The sequence below is a fragment of the Moorena sp. SIO3E8 genome, from assembly GCF_010692445.1.
Lineage (GTDB): Bacteria > Cyanobacteriota > Cyanobacteriia > Cyanobacteriales > Coleofasciculaceae > Moorena > Moorena bouillonii.
In genome coordinates this window covers 1-14,439 of the sequence record NZ_JAAHHM010000088.1, presented here as the reverse complement: position 1 = coordinate 14,439, position 14,439 = coordinate 1, and the positions used below count along the sequence as shown (strand labels likewise).

Here is a 14,439-nt window from a genome sequence, read left to right as displayed (position 1 = left end):
TGTTTAGTTAAATTCGGTGTTTTTATAAAATTTAAAATTTCGGTTATTTTTTTTATTTAAAACTATTGTCGTTTTTTTTATATAAAAAACGTAAATTTAAGCAAAAAATAGCGCAGATTGCGCTGATTATTTCATTATCTATATCTATGTATTTTTAATACTTATTATGCTATATTATTCTGACCTATTATGTATCGAAATAGCTACAAGAACAATGCTGTAAGACGCTTTTTACTAAAATCTCTAATTCCTCTAATAATCAATACTTATTATTCATTAAAATATAAGTATTAATACAGAATTTTATTTAGCCCTATAAAAACTGTTACAACGGACAGAATGAGTAATATTGGCTATTCAATAAATTATTTAAGTCCCTGTACTTACGTTATAAAAATAAATAACATAAGTATCATCTTAAGTGATTAGTCATTAGTCATAAGTAAGGATTCAGCTATAGCGCTACGCGCACGCTACTTGAGGTGCTAAAGGCCTTTGGCCACGCTACGCGAACAGCTTATGCGTCACGCTACGGGAATGGCTGAGGGCTGACGACTGACAGCTGAATGCTTACAGTCATAATTTATGAGTCTTACTTTATAAGTCACTTGTAATTAATAATAGTTTATTTGTATTTACAAATGACTAATTGCTAATGACTAATCACTAATCGCTAATTGTTAATTACTAGCGAACAGTGACATCATAAGATGCTTCTAAAACTGCTTTGGGATCGAGGGATTCTGGAAACTCAAAGCGAACGTGAGTGTAAGCTGAAGCAGGGGCAGGTTTAGTTTCTACTGTGCCATCTTCAAGGGTGACTTCAATAGTAGGTTGTTCTATAAAAGTCTCTCCATTATCAATGCTGTAAGTTATCGTTGCTCCATTGCTGTTGCTAGCGGAATCAAGGATATACATGGTAGCACGGGGAATGGGTTGGGTAACCATCAGATTGTCAGCTTCCACTTCCCCAGCATTTTCACCTTTGACAGTGTAACGAAGGGTATCTCCTGGTTTGACAATGGCTTTGTTCTCTAGGGCTTGCCAAGTAATATTTTCTTTACCTTCAGTATCAACTTCTACTATCTTCTTCTTAGCCACTAATTTCAACTGCACTTTGGGGCGCATGATGTTTTGGACAATCACTTCCCCAGCTTCCTGTAAACCAGCTAATACAGGAGTCTTACCTACAAAAGGGACAGCAACAATTAATGCGATCGCACCCAGACCGAGAATTGATGAACGTTTCATTTGCAATAAACCTCTTGATAATTACAACAATTTTATAGAACGCTGAAGCTTTAAGGCTGAAGTAGGAAGGCTGTTCGCCGGATAGCGTTCCCGCAGGGTAGGCTGAAATGACTTGATTAGTGGCTCACCTAAGGTTGACTCAAAACGTGGTCAACAACCAGGAGTTACACCGGTGTATCTCACTTTTGCTGTTTGATCCGGTGGGTGGAACGGGCATCAGGCGTGGAACGGGCATCAGGCGTGGAACGGGCATCAGGCATGGAACGGGCATCAGACGTGGAACGGGCATCTTGCCCGTTTCCTTCCTCGGGCGGGCTGTCCCCTGGGGACCGAGAAAATCAGGACTCACCCTTGGGTGGTGCGTTACGGGGCGGGCTGTTCCAACACTGGCGCTCGGTGTTAACATGATAGCAAGCCCGCCCCTAACGCACCCTACTGGACTGACACATCTAAAATGGTGCAATAAGCGTAGGTTGGGTTGAAGAATGAAACCCAACACCAGTAACGCATTGTTGGGTTTCCCTACCGCTCAACCCAACAAACATTTTTAGGTGTGCCACGCCACTACGCACCCTAAAACCTTGTTAGAGTCAACTTCTGACTTCTGACTTCTGACTTCTGACGCTAAGCGTAGCGCTATACTTACTACTTCAGAGCATTAAAGATTAGTCCACCTTACGACGGAAGACAAAGGATCCATTGTCGCCAGGAGCAACAGTACCAACTTCATTGACGTACCTAGTCACTTCCTCACCGCTAGCTGGGTCAGTATTTCCAAAGGATAAGGTATTATTGAAGTACTCCACAGTACCCTGAGATGGGTCAGTTCCTTGCTCGTGAGTGGTGACAGTAACCCAGTTGTTAGGAGCTGCAGTACCATCCTCAGTAATGGTGAAGTTCTCAGCATCCAAAACTACGTTACCAGCACCCACTAGTGGTTCAGAGATATTGGTGTAGGTAATTCGGTACTCGATAAACTGACCAGGCTTAGCCCGTTCCGCGAGGGTACCTTCCTGATCACCTGTGGGATCTCCGCCGGAGAAGTCCTGAATCACTGTTACACCATCAGTATCCAGAATCCGAGCTTCTTGCACCATCTGCATATAACCAGTGTAGGGACGGTCAACAGTAATGTTGAAGACGGTGTCTTCAGTGACATCAAAGTTTCCGTCCGTGGTGTTGTCCACAAAGGCAACAATCGGAATCCCGTAACCCTGAACTTGAGCTGTCTCAGGTAAGTCAACAATTACCTCGTAATCCAATTGCTGACCTGGTGTGAGAGTACCAACATTAACTGTTGTACCACCAGTGAGGGTAAAACCACCAGCTTCAGTGTAGGTGTAAGTCGCCTCAAGAATTGGACCTGTCTCTGGCTCGTACCTGATCGTGACCGTAGTGTTATCAGGAATCTGGTTATCTGGTCCAAAGTCTACTGGAGTGGTGAATTGAGGATTAACTTGAGGGTCATTAGTCGCCGCATTACCGACTGAAGGCGCAATTGGCAACAAGGTTACGTTATCTAAATTAGTAGCATTGGGGTTCTCAACGGTATTGTCGAAGGTCACCGCACCTGGGTCAATGTCGATACCCTGAGCTGTTCCAGCTGGAATAGTTGTGGACTGGTTAGTGAAGTCATCATTGTCATTGGTTGGACCAATGGCGTTGGGTCGATTCTCTGGACCATTGAGGATTTGACTGGTAGTCTCAATGTCTGCAGTAATGGTAACTACAGTGTCTTCACCCTTAGGTCCTTCACCTGTGTTGTCATTGTCTTCATCAACACCATCAGCACTGGGATTGGCAATACCAAGGTCTGTAGCTGGGTTGAAGTCGGTACCAGTCTCATCCGGTGGTGTACCATCATCATTGTAGTTGTTGGGATTTTGGTCACCGGATTCATCGTAGACCACTTCATCCGTTGGGTCACCGACAGTTTCACCAAATGCCTGAGCAATGTTAGCGACTTCACCACCAGCAACCGGTAACCCACTGGTGATCACACCAAAGCTGAAGCCATTGGCATCAGCTTCAGTGGAGGTTCCTGCAGTAATAGGACCGTCAGCAATAAAACCAATGCGCTTAACATCAGCTGGGGGGGTAGCAGACCAGTCTACGCTCAGGGCGTCACGACCAGTTACCGCTGGATCGTCATCAGAGTAGACCACTGTCCAGCCTGCTGGGGCAGTAGGCGCTTTTGCAGGGTCAGTATCAAATACTGTACCTTCGGGAATGACATCAGAAACCAAAACCCGCTGAACTGGCGCACCATCAACGGTAATAGTAGTTCCTTCGAGATCCGCAGCTTGGAAATTAATCGCTGGGTTAGATGACTCAACCCGGAAGTCTAAGCGATAAGTAATTTTATCATCGCTAGCACTATTAGGATCGTCACCGTTATCAACTAGATCAATATTATTCGGACCTATGATTCGCTTGAGAACAGTGATGGTGGCTAGTTCCTTAATCTCTGTAGAGAGTAAGACCTCTTGGAACGCCGAACCTTCACGCTCACCATTGACCGGAGCTTCGGTAGGATCAGCATCTACGGTAGTAACTTCATTAGGATTGGAACCATCATCAGCATCCGGCTGGTTATCAGTAGCAGGACTATTGTCGTTAGGTCCGGTATCACCTAACTGGACATTAATCGGAGCCCCTGCTTCATCTACAATAACCGTACCTTCAACCCGTACCTTAATGCTGCCATCAGCAGCAATGGGAGTGGTTGTGGTAAAACCAGCTGCTGGAATAGTTGTCTCGAAATCGCCATTCCCATCCAAGTCAGCTGTCACTGTAATAGGAGTAGGAGCAGCAGGATCGGGATCTAAACCAGTGATGGCGATGTTATCAAGACCAGGAATCGCAATATTGGTGTCTTCGTTACCAATGTTGGTAATCACGAAGTCAAATTGCAAGGTATCACCAGTAGCAATACTACCTAGGTTGACGTCATTAACACCATCAGGTTGAACCAGCAAACCAGCCACTTCAGCGACCTCAACGATCACAGTGTTTGAGGTCGCGTCGATGGTAACCCCTGGATTGTTGGGGTCTTCATAGGTAGCTTCCGACTGGTTAATAATCTGTACACCAGCATCAGTTCCATCCGCAAATACAGGTACTGCTAGCTGAAACAAACTACCGAGAATGAGGGAAGCACTGACTAATGGTCGTAAGTATCTACGACGAAGCTTGATTGACTTTCGTTGAGCCATGGAGGATTTTCCCTAATTGAGAACACAAAGATATATAAATAGTCCCTGGGTCTAGGATGATACTGACCCTGGTTGTTAGCTAGTAGCTTGTTTGTAAGCTAGGCTAGCCTTCAATATCTAGGAAAACTCACCTAAACTGCTTTCGGCATTCGAGATTTAACGGATTTTCTAGAGTAGTCATCCTGAAGTGCATATGTAAAAATACGTAATAGGTCGTAAACTATCAGCCATAAGTACTAAATATTTCCTTTAGTTGCTTTTTTTTTCTAATAGCAGGTTATAGTACTGGAGTCATTGCTATAACTAGCTAATCAAAGGGGGTTACAGCAGCAGATAGGTATGACTTATAGGTATGACTTCAGGGTCAAGGTGGGTGATGTTAGCTATATCGAAGGGCGTAAGTAAACTAACTATAACGTATCTAAGCTAAATTAAGTGATTATGCCCATACTTATTTAGTCATACGGTTGATGCGCTAATCCACCACTTCGGTAACAATAGATTAATTAATAACTAATATCGTGGTTTAGGTGTGAGGAAAATTATAATGATTAACTCTATGAGTTATTGGAATAAAAATTACTTAAAATTCAAGAATTATATAGCCAAAATAAATAGGTTGTGAACGATCAGACGGACAATAGACCAGCACTACAATAACTTTTGGCCTTCTGGGTGTTTACAAATCGTTTATAAACCCGCTTAGTAAGCTTAGTAAGTTGTTAACCATCTAATTGGCACAGCAAAAGTTACAGGGTGATGTTGAGGCTTGACTGAGGGTTAACGGTTAACCGCGCTTCGAGCTTGGTTGCGGGGCAATCAGGGTGGATCCCTGCTTAGTGCTAATGCCTATTAATCAGCCTCTACATGAAAAGCTATCAATTTAAATGTGCCCTGTGAATGATTATCATAGTATTTATCTACCAAATTCAGCAAAATTATGCTGAATTATAGTCCAATTATCCCATAAGTTTTGATCAAACTACCGGATGGATAGCTCATAAATCTTGACGGCTGATTAATCGCTAATTAATCATAATCGAATTTAATTAAAATACTTTCAAATACTTACACGTGCTTTAACGCATTGTATGCAAATGTTTATTGACACAAGCTAGTGATAAGGTTGACTTTTTTTTTAAAGGTCGAATAAACGCCATGCTAGGGATAGTTATTCATTAAGTAGTTTTTAATAAAAAAACTTAATGAATGTGAAGTTTTTGTGAACATCATTATAATTGTTAATTCTTATACAAATCCGCCCCTATATTAGCCCTTAGTTATCAAAGATAAGCATGTTTTTTTATTTCAATAAAGAAAATTTTCTAGTAAATTAAGATACCAATATACTCAGTTAATAGCTCCAAATAACTACCAACAGAAAACAATCATGAAGTATCTGCTTACCTCATTACTGATACCAAGTCTAGGTAACATACTGCCAATACTACTGAGTTAGTAACCGACACCCGTACCGAAACGCAGCTACACCAACGAAACCTGGTGTTCTTACTGTGCTCCGACTGTGGGCGATCCCTTGCAGTCTTGAAATACCTCGTTCTATCTTTACGCTGTTCCTTCGCAAAACCCTGTTCAAGGTCACCTTTTATGTCCACTACACCTGATTTAAGTCCAAACCAGTATGAATAAGATTCTAGTAATTGAAGACGAGCCAATAATTCGGAAGAACCTCCTCACCCTGCTCAGAGCAGAAGGGTTCGAAACGATTAGTAGTGACAACGGTAGCAGTGGGGTCAAGCTTGCTCAAGAGGAGCAGCCAGATTTAATTATTTGTGATATAATCATACCTCAGCTAGATGGTTATGGTGTTTTAAAGACTCTGCAGCAACATCCCATCACTGCTGCGATTCCCTTTATTTTCCTCAGCTCCAAAGCTGACTGGTCAGATTGGCGTATGGGGATGAGGTTAGGGGCTGATGATTATCTGATCAAGCCTGTTAAGCGCGAGGAATTGCTAGATGCGATCGCGACTCGACTACAAAAACGACTTTATCAAACCAAGTGCCATCATCTTGAACTGAAAAAAGTGCAAGCTCAACTGGACTATCTACTCCGTTATGACCAGGTTACTAACTTACCGAACCGACTCTTGCTAGAAGAGCGATTTAATCAACTACTGATACAACGACAGGGACGTTATCGTCGTCTGCCAGTGCTGTCTTTAAGTTTTGACCAACTTAATCAGATCAACAATATCCTAGGCCCTGTTAGTGGTGATTTGTTACTTCAGGCAGTGGCCAAACGACTTCTTGGTAGGGTTGGACCTTTGGATACAGTGGCTAACTTAGGGATAGATCAATTTGTGATATTGCTAGCTACTACAATTAACCAGACAGAGATAGGGCTGATGGCGGAAACACTGATCGATGCTTTATCCTTACCCTTTACTATAGGAGAATATGAGATTGTCCTGACCCCTAGAATCGGGATTGCCTGCTTTGGTAGGGATGCTCTTGATCTAAATACCCTGATCACCCATGCCAACCGAGCCAGAGAAAATGCTGGACAAAAAGGACAGAAGGCTTACGAATTTTATATTGCTTCGATTGGTGACAAATCCCAACAAGCCCTATGGCTAGAATTACAATTGCGCCAAGCATTGCAAAAGGATGAACTTCAAGTTTACTATCAGCCCAAAGTAAATCTCAGCACTGGAGAAATCGAGGGGGCAGAAGCCTTAATCCGTTGGTATCATCCAGAATTGGGAGCAATCTCTCCAACTAAATTCATTCCCCTAGCCGAGAAAACTGGTTTGATTGTGCCTCTAGGAGAGTGGGTACTCCGAAAAGCCTGTACCCAAGCCAAACTCTGGCAAACTCAAGGCTTGTCCCCAGTACAAATCGCTGTAAATTTATCGGGACATCAGTTTAATCAACCCAATCTCAGTGACTCCATCGTAGCAATTCTTGAAGAAACCGAACTTGAAGCGAGATATTTGCAATTGGAATTAACCGAAAGTACCCTGATGGAGAATCCAGACCATGCGATCGCTACCTTAAAACGGTTAAAGTCCTTTGGTATTCAGATCTCCATTGATGATTTTGGAACCGGTTACTCTTCTCTGAGCTATCTGAGACTATTTCCCTTTGATGTGTTAAAAATTGACCGTTCTTTCGTTTGCCAACTTACAGAGGATGTCAAAAACGAAGCCATTACGACTGCGATTTTGCAAATGGCTCACAGTCTCAAGTTGAAGGTGGTGGCGGAAGGGGTCGAGACAGCTAGCCAACTGGCTTTCCTGTGTGGTCATAAGTGTGATGAAATTCAGGGTTATTGCTTCAGTCCTCCATTATCGGCTCCAACCTTCACAGAATTGCTTAGTACTGGTAAAAGGCTTTCACTCTCTTCTCTGGGATAATTTATTAGTTTAATTTATTAGTTTGTTAATTTCTTAAATTGATTAGCAATTAGTAATACCTCCTATAGGATTTTAAAATTAATTGTTAAAAATAATTACAGTGATTTGAAATTACCCAAAATCCCTATATACTTCCCTATCTACTTTATTAGATCTTGCCTTTTTCCTTTTCGATGTAAGCCTTTACATCAGGGATTATGTTAACAAATACAATGGAAATGTTATAGCGGTTAGCAATGGTTTGAAAGACAGATATTTTGTAGGGACACCATCTGAGCGTGCCCCTACTGTTTCCCATCGAGATCAGAGCAAGTATAATCGCCTAAAAACTCAGCACTCCGCAGTAATTAACTGAGTATTCCGCTTAGATTACTTGCTCCACTTCAGCGATTTCAGGGATAAATTCCCTTAAGCGGCGCTCAATCCCCATTCTCAGGGTCATGGTAGAGCTAGGGCAAGACCCGCAGGCTCCCTGGAGTCTTAATTTAACAGTCGGACCATCTAACTCAACTAGCTCCACATTCCCACCGTCAGCGATCAGGTAAGGACGCATCTCATCCAGGACTGTTTCAACATTTTCTGGAGTCAGTGCCATTGTTTCTGACATAATAAACCTCAACTAAATTTTGACACTCCCCGCGAAACGGGGATTCTTGGCTCAACGATCCGGCTTGCCATGACTGGTTTTCACCAACCACAGTAGAGGCCAAATCTCCCCCAGCGTTCAGATCTGTGATCCAGGTTCCGGTGTGCCCCACCGTACCTTTTTTAGAAGGAGATGGGAGACAATGAACTACAATACAATATCGACCTTAATCGTTTCATAGACGACCAGTAGGTTAGACTGGTTTACGCACGTATCATTCTTTTAACACGTTTTTACGTTGTCTACTTATAGTCAGGCCAGTTAGTTGTCTGACTTCCTATTATATAGCAAAGTGCTATAAAGAGCGATCCAGCCCCTTAATCAGGGGGTTTCCCCCATTTGCAACAGCATCAAGACAGGTATTGCCGACAACAGAAGAAAAAAATATCCATTGACGAATTTATTCGTCAAGCACGCTTATATACCCCGGATAAATCACGGGTGCTAATCGCATCACGTTGGTAATTTCATGATAACTATGTTAATGCTAGCTTTCTGTGAGAAATGACTAATGACTAAGGACTGATGACTGATGATCGATATCATGGTTAAGGTTTAGGATAGCGATCGCACCATGTCTCATCCTCTATACGTTGCCTTTATCTGGCATCAGCACCAACCGATTTATAAATCCCACAAGGGTGCCTCGGTGGCATCAGGCCAATATCATCTACCTTGGGTACGCCTACATGGCACGAAAGATTACCTAGATTTGGTGCTGCTCCTAGAGAGCTACCCTAAGTTGCATCAAACGGTGAATCTAGTACCAACTCTAATTTTGCAACTAGAAGATTACATTGATGGTACTGCTTTCGATCCTTATCTGACCCTAGCGCTAACCTCCACTGAACAACTGACTCAACACCAGAAGCAATTTATTATCGAACATTTCTTTGATGCCAATCACTACACCCTGATTGACCCCCATCCCCGCTATCGGGAACTGTATGAGAGCCGCCAAGATCAAGGGAAAGAGTGGTGCCTAAACAATTGGACATTAGAGGATTACAGCGATCTACTAGCATGGCATAACCTAGCGTGGATTGATCCGTTGTTTTGGGATGATCCCGATATTGCTAGATGGTTAGAGCAGGGGCGAAACTTCACTTTGTCAGACCGACAGCGCATTTACTCCAAGCAACGAGAAATCCTCAGCCGCATCATCCCCCAGCACCGGAAAATGCAAGATGCTGGTCAATTGGAAATAACTACAAGTCCCTATACTCACCCTATTCTACCGTTGTTAGTGGATACGAATTCTGGTCGTGTGGCTGTTCCTGAGATGAGTCTACCCCAACAGCGATTTCAGTGGGAGGAGGATATTCCCCGACACCTCCAGAAGGCTTGGCAGATGTATACAGAAAAATTTGGACGAGCTCCACGTGGGCTATGGCCTTCCGAACAGTCAGTCAGTCCTGAAATTTTACCTTACATTGCCGAAGCTGGGTTTAATTGGATCTGCTCTGATGAATTAGTATTGGCTTGCAGTATCAACCACCGTTTCCATCGGGATAAGAGGGGGAATGTTACCGAACCAGAGTTACTTTACCGCCCTTATCGTCTAGAAACAGATCACAAAGACCTAGCAATTGTGTTTCGAGACCACCACTTATCAGATTTGATTGGCTTTACCTATGGGTCAATGTCACCGACTAAGGCAACGGCTGATTTCCTGGGACATTTAGACGGGATTCGCGCTTCCCTTGCGATCGCAGAGTGTAACCCTGACACCTCGAAACCCCAGCAATCTGAGGCTTGCAGCGGTTTAGAACAGCCTTGGCTAGTCACGATTGCTTTAGATGGGGAGAATTGCTGGGAAAACTATTCCGAAGATGGTTTACCCTTCCTCCAATGCCTCTATCAAAGTCTGAGTGATCATCCTCATATCAAACTCGTAACGGTTTCTGAGTTTATCGAACCATTTTCCCCTACAGAAACTATTCCGATCAGTAAACTACATAGTGGTTCCTGGATAGATGGTAGCTTCACCACTTGGATTGGTGACCCAGTCAAGAATCAAGCTTGGGACTTACTAAGTGCAGCACGACAAACCTTAGCCAAGCATCCAGAAGCCACGGAAGAAAATAATCCAGAAGTTTGGGAAGCTTTGTATGCAGCAGAAGGTTCTGACTGGTTTTGGTGGTTTGGTGAGGGTCATTCGTCCAACCAAGATGCCGTCTTTGACCAGCTGTTCCGGGAACATTTGTCGGGGATTTACCGAGCACTGAATGAGCCAATGCCACCTAATCTCAAACACCCCTTAGTATCTCTTCAGGTACCTTGATTGAACCGGCTAACTAATATACTATTATTTGTGGCTGTCGTGCCCGATAAATTGGGCTGCCATTAGGCTGGCTGGTTTAATCGGCAAGATTAATCAGGCTAGTTATGTCAAGGAAAATTTCAGCAGTCCAGAAACCAACTATATCCAAGCCGTGAAGCTATCTATCTACCACACCCCGGAAGAAACTCCGAAAGACACCTTACCAGACTGTGCGATCGCAATTGACGTCCTGCGAGCCACGACTACCATGGCTACAGCTTTAAATGCTGGTGCTGAAGCGGTGCAAGTGTTCAGTGATATCGACAAGTTAATGCAAATCAGCGAACAATGGCCCACTGACAAACGGCTACGAGCTGGGGAAAGGGGTGGTAAAATGGTAGAGGGCTGTGATATGGGTAACTCGCCCTTAATTTGCACACCTGAGCGAGTAGATGGAAGGCGACTATTCATCAGTACCACCAACGGTACCCGTGCTTTACAGCGTGTCCAAAATTCCCCAGTAGTCCTAGCTGCTGCCTTAGTGAATCGTGTCGCAGCAGTGGAGTATTTGCTGACCCACAAACCAGATACTATTTGGCTAGTGGGGTCAGGTTGGGAAGGAGCCTACTCCCTAGAAGACACCGTTTGTGCTGGGGCGATTACTCAAAGACTTATGGAAGAAACCGGAGACTCAGTGGATGACATGGCTGGTAATGATGAAGTAATTGGTGCGATCGCACTTTACTCCCAGTGGCAAGATAAATTATTAGAGATGTTCTATTACGCTAGTCACGGAAAACGCCTGCTGCGGCTTAATGGTCATGAAGATTTAAAGTATTGCGCTCAAACTGATGTATTAGACGCTTTACCGATTCAGAAAGAACCAGGGGTTTTGGTTAAAAACCCAGTTAACAGGTAACAGGCACGCAGCTAACGACAGCTTTTTTCCTTTTGAGTTTGCCTAGGCAATTATTTTGGATTTTTCAGCTAACCTCTAATGTGTTGGAATGAACTCACCAGAATTTAATTCACTTAGCGAATTTCTTCAAGGACTAAGTGAAGAAGACTTAGCTAAACGATTAGGAGTAGCACCAGCAACACTCCAAGAATTAAGAGATAAACCTGATTTTTACCAGTGGAGTCAGGATAAAGACCCAGAATCAGTTTCATGGCGATATCAAAAGGATAAGCAACGCTATATAGTCAACTTATCCTTTGGATGATTCTGGTTTACTTTGTAATTGTTTTTTTTGATTAATCATAGTTTCGTCGAATCTATCAGTAAGGCTAATCAAAACTAAAACTGCTTCAAAAAGCGCAAATCACTGTTATACAAGCGACGAATATCATCAATCTGATGCAGAACCATGGCAAAACGTTCTACTCCAAAACCAGCAGCGAAACCTGTAGAAATTTCAGGATCATAGCCTACAGCCTTGAGTACATTGGGGTCAACCATACCGCAACCCATCACTTCTAACCATTTCCCTTTCCACTGCACATCCACCTCTGCTGAAGGTTCAGTGAAAGGAAAATAACTGGCACGGAAACGCACTTCTAACTCTTCCCCAAACATTGCCTCCAAAAATTCCTTAAGGGTACCTTTGAGGTCGGTAAAGGTTATCCCTTCATCCACTGCCAAAAGTTCTATCTGATGGAACACTGCCGAGTGGGTAGCATCTACCGTATCCCGTCGATAAACTCGACCAGGTGCCACAATCCGAATCGGTGGCTCATGGTTTTCCATGTAGCGAATCTGTACCGAAGAGGTATGGGTACGCAGCAAATTACCATCCGGCAAGTAGAATGTATCTTGCATATCCCGAGCCGGATGGTCAGGGGGAGTATTCAGGGACTCAAAGTTATAGTAATCTGTCTCCATCTCTGGGCCAGTAGCAATGGTGTAGCCTAAACCAACAAAAATATCTAATGCCCGATCAATGGTGCTATTGAGGGGGTGAATTCGACCTTGGGGACGATATACCCCTGGCATAGTCACATCCAGGGTTTCTGAACGCAATTTTGCCTGAATTTCAGATGCTTTCAGCTCTTGCCGCCTCTGCTCTAGGTTCTGCTGGAGGGTTTCTTTGACAACATTTGCGATCGCACCAATCTGAGGTCGGTCTGCTGGTGCTAACTTACCCATTCCCCGCAATATCTGAGACAGTTGCCCTTTCTTGCCTAGGTAATTAATGCGCAACTGTTCCAAGTTTTCCAAGGTATCAGCAGAAGCGATCGCAATGGTTGCTTCTTCTTTGAGTGTAGCTAGTTGGGTCTCAATCTCGTTGAGGCTTGTCATCAGTAATTTTAGGTTATTAAGAGAAGAACCGGAAACCCCTGTCATTTATGCAGGACTGTTTCATTTTACTGAAAAAATGGTCAGGTGAGTGGGGTAGATGGTCTTAGAATATATCAATTTCAGATTAGAATCGAACAGCGACTTTTATCTTTAGCTGTAGCCTCATATCCTATGAAATTGCTGATCAGCAACGATGATGGTATCTTCGCCCTTGGTGTACGTACCCTTGCCAACACCCTCGCTGAAGCGGGGCACAATGTTACCGTAGTATGTCCTGACCGAGAGCGCTCAGCAACTGGTCACGGTTTGACCCTTCATGAGCCCATCCGTGCTGAAGTTATAGATAACATCTTCCATCCCAAGGTTACTGCTTGGTCTTGTTCTGGAACCCCTTCAGACTGTGTAAAGCTGGCTTTGTGGGCATTAATGGATAGCGCACCAGATTTAGTGCTTTCTGGGATTAACCACGGCTCTAACCTGGGTACTGATGTCCTCTACTCTGGCACTGTTTCAGCCGCTATGGAAGGGGTAATCGGAGGGATTCCCAGCATTGCCTTCAGTCTAGCCACCTACACCTCAAAGGAGTTTCAAGTAGCGGCTTCATTTTCGAAAACTCTCCTAAATCAGCTGTCAGAGCAACCTTTAGCAAAAACAACATTACTCAATGTGAACGTGCCAGCTGTTAAGCTCTCAGAAATAGCTGGTATTGCCATTACCCGTCAAGGGATTCGTCGTTATATCGAGAATTTTGAGAAACGAGTTGATCCCCGAGGTAAAATCTATTACTGGTTAGCTGGTGAAGTTATTGAGGATGTGGAACAACCCGATCATATTCACTTACCTCAAGATATCCCTACTGATGTTCAGGCAATTCGCAACAACTACATTACCATCACCCCTTTACAATATAACCTCACTGATACCGCTAGGGTGTATCACTTGAAGCAGTTGAAACTGGGTCAGGATGAAGGATGTTCGCCGTAGGCTTTCCTTGTAGGGTTTCATCAAGGAGGGAAAATAAAGGATGAAGGATAAAGTTTGGCAAAATTTACCTGAATTTATCTTTAAAAATGAGGATATTTCCTGCTTTTATACAGAAATACAATTGACCGTTTAATCCTCAAAAATAAGGTAAAAAGCACCCATGCTGCGACAACTTTAGTCAGCGGATTTCTATAACCATTGAAGCAGGCATTGATGAGATACTTCGTAATTGTAAGACCTGTTGGCAATAGCTTAAGAAAGAAAAAGGTGAAACCAACTAGTGCAGCGCGGCAGAAATACTTGAGCAGCTGCTGATAATGGTAAAATAGAAGGATGAACTGCTTACCTACTCGATGCTCAGCTTACCCTATTGTACTCTTCACAACTTGTGCTATGCCTGAC

General features: G+C 43.5%; 10 protein-coding genes. 6 read left to right on the top strand and 4 right to left on the bottom strand.

Annotated features, from left to right (window positions below; all coding sequences use genetic code 11):
• Positions 1-687: 687 nt before the first annotated feature.
• The gene (locus F6K46_RS27415; protein ID WP_293063095.1) at positions 688-1,251 is read right to left on the bottom strand and encodes a hypothetical protein; all 564 of its coding nucleotides are present in this window, start codon (positions 1,249-1,251) and stop codon (positions 688-690) included.
• A 204-nt stretch (positions 1,252-1,455) separates the two neighbouring features.
• Here F6K46_RS27415 and F6K46_RS27410 point away from each other — a divergent pair, with 204 nt between their 5' ends.
• Entirely contained in the window at positions 1,456-1,659 is a 204-nt protein-coding gene (locus tag F6K46_RS27410; RefSeq protein ID WP_143727822.1) for a hypothetical protein, read from the top strand.
• A gap of 257 nt (positions 1,660-1,916) precedes the next feature.
• On the opposite strand, the gene F6K46_RS27405 is transcribed toward F6K46_RS27410, so the two are convergent.
• Entirely contained in the window at positions 1,917-4,466 is a 2,550-nt protein-coding gene (locus F6K46_RS27405) for a hypothetical protein (RefSeq protein ID WP_075903510.1), read from the bottom strand.
• Positions 4,467-6,108: 1,642 nt separating this feature from the next.
• Here F6K46_RS27405 and F6K46_RS27400 point away from each other — a divergent pair.
• Positions 6,109-7,845, top strand: a complete 1,737-nt coding sequence (locus F6K46_RS27400; protein WP_293063087.1) for an EAL domain-containing response regulator — start codon at positions 6,109-6,111, stop codon at positions 7,843-7,845.
• Positions 7,846-8,209: 364 nt separating this feature from the next.
• On the opposite strand, the gene F6K46_RS27395 is transcribed toward F6K46_RS27400, so the two are convergent.
• Positions 8,210-8,440 (bottom strand): NifU family protein, encoded by a 231-nt coding sequence (locus tag F6K46_RS27395; protein ID WP_324611096.1) that lies wholly within the window; start codon positions 8,438-8,440, stop codon positions 8,210-8,212.
• 625 nt (positions 8,441-9,065) lie between these two features.
• Between F6K46_RS27395 and F6K46_RS27385 the strand changes: the two genes are divergently transcribed.
• From F6K46_RS27385 to F6K46_RS27375, 3 genes are all read left to right on the top strand, one after another.
• Positions 9,066-10,775, top strand: coding sequence for a glycoside hydrolase (locus tag F6K46_RS27385; protein WP_366510774.1), 1,710 nt, complete (start codon positions 9,066-9,068; stop codon positions 10,773-10,775).
• Between the two features lie 151 nt (positions 10,776-10,926).
• On the top strand, positions 10,927-11,673 hold the full coding sequence (locus F6K46_RS27380; RefSeq protein WP_075906517.1) for a 2-phosphosulfolactate phosphatase family protein: 747 nt from the start codon (positions 10,927-10,929) through the stop codon (positions 11,671-11,673).
• Positions 11,674-11,761: 88 nt separating this feature from the next.
• Complete coding sequence (locus tag F6K46_RS27375) at positions 11,762-11,977, top strand: hypothetical protein (protein ID WP_075903518.1); 216 nt, start codon at positions 11,762-11,764, stop codon at positions 11,975-11,977.
• A 74-nt stretch (positions 11,978-12,051) separates the two neighbouring features.
• Here F6K46_RS27375 and pheS read toward each other — a convergent pair whose 3' ends face one another.
• The gene (gene pheS / locus F6K46_RS27370) at positions 12,052-13,053 is read right to left on the bottom strand and encodes a phenylalanine--tRNA ligase subunit alpha (protein WP_330359460.1); all 1,002 of its coding nucleotides are present in this window, start codon (positions 13,051-13,053) and stop codon (positions 12,052-12,054) included.
• Positions 13,054-13,224: 171 nt separating this feature from the next.
• Between pheS and surE the strand changes: the two genes are divergently transcribed.
• Entirely contained in the window at positions 13,225-14,037 is an 813-nt protein-coding gene (gene surE / locus F6K46_RS27365) for a 5'/3'-nucleotidase SurE (protein WP_293063086.1), read from the top strand.
• Positions 14,038-14,439: the final 402 nt, after the last annotated feature.

Excerpts from the sequence above, each read along its gene's own strand:
- F6K46_RS27415 (WP_293063095.1), bottom strand. The coding sequence starts at position 1,251 with ATGAAACGTTCATCAATTCTCGGTCTGGGTGCGATCGCATTAATTGTT.
- F6K46_RS27405 (WP_075903510.1), bottom strand. The coding sequence starts at position 4,466 with ATGGCTCAACGAAAGTCAATCAAGCTTCGTCGTAGATACTTACGACCA.
- F6K46_RS27400 (WP_293063087.1), top strand. The coding sequence starts at position 6,109 with ATGAATAAGATTCTAGTAATTGAAGACGAGCCAATAATTCGGAAGAAC.
- F6K46_RS27395 (WP_324611096.1), bottom strand. The coding sequence starts at position 8,440 with ATGGCACTGACTCCAGAAAATGTTGAAACAGTCCTGGATGAGATGCGT.
- F6K46_RS27385 (WP_366510774.1), top strand. The coding sequence starts at position 9,066 with ATGTCTCATCCTCTATACGTTGCCTTTATCTGGCATCAGCACCAACCG.
- F6K46_RS27375 (WP_075903518.1), top strand. The coding sequence starts at position 11,762 with ATGAACTCACCAGAATTTAATTCACTTAGCGAATTTCTTCAAGGACTA.
- pheS (WP_330359460.1), bottom strand. The coding sequence starts at position 13,053 with ATGACAAGCCTCAACGAGATTGAGACCCAACTAGCTACACTCAAAGAA.
- surE (WP_293063086.1), top strand. The coding sequence starts at position 13,225 with ATGAAATTGCTGATCAGCAACGATGATGGTATCTTCGCCCTTGGTGTA.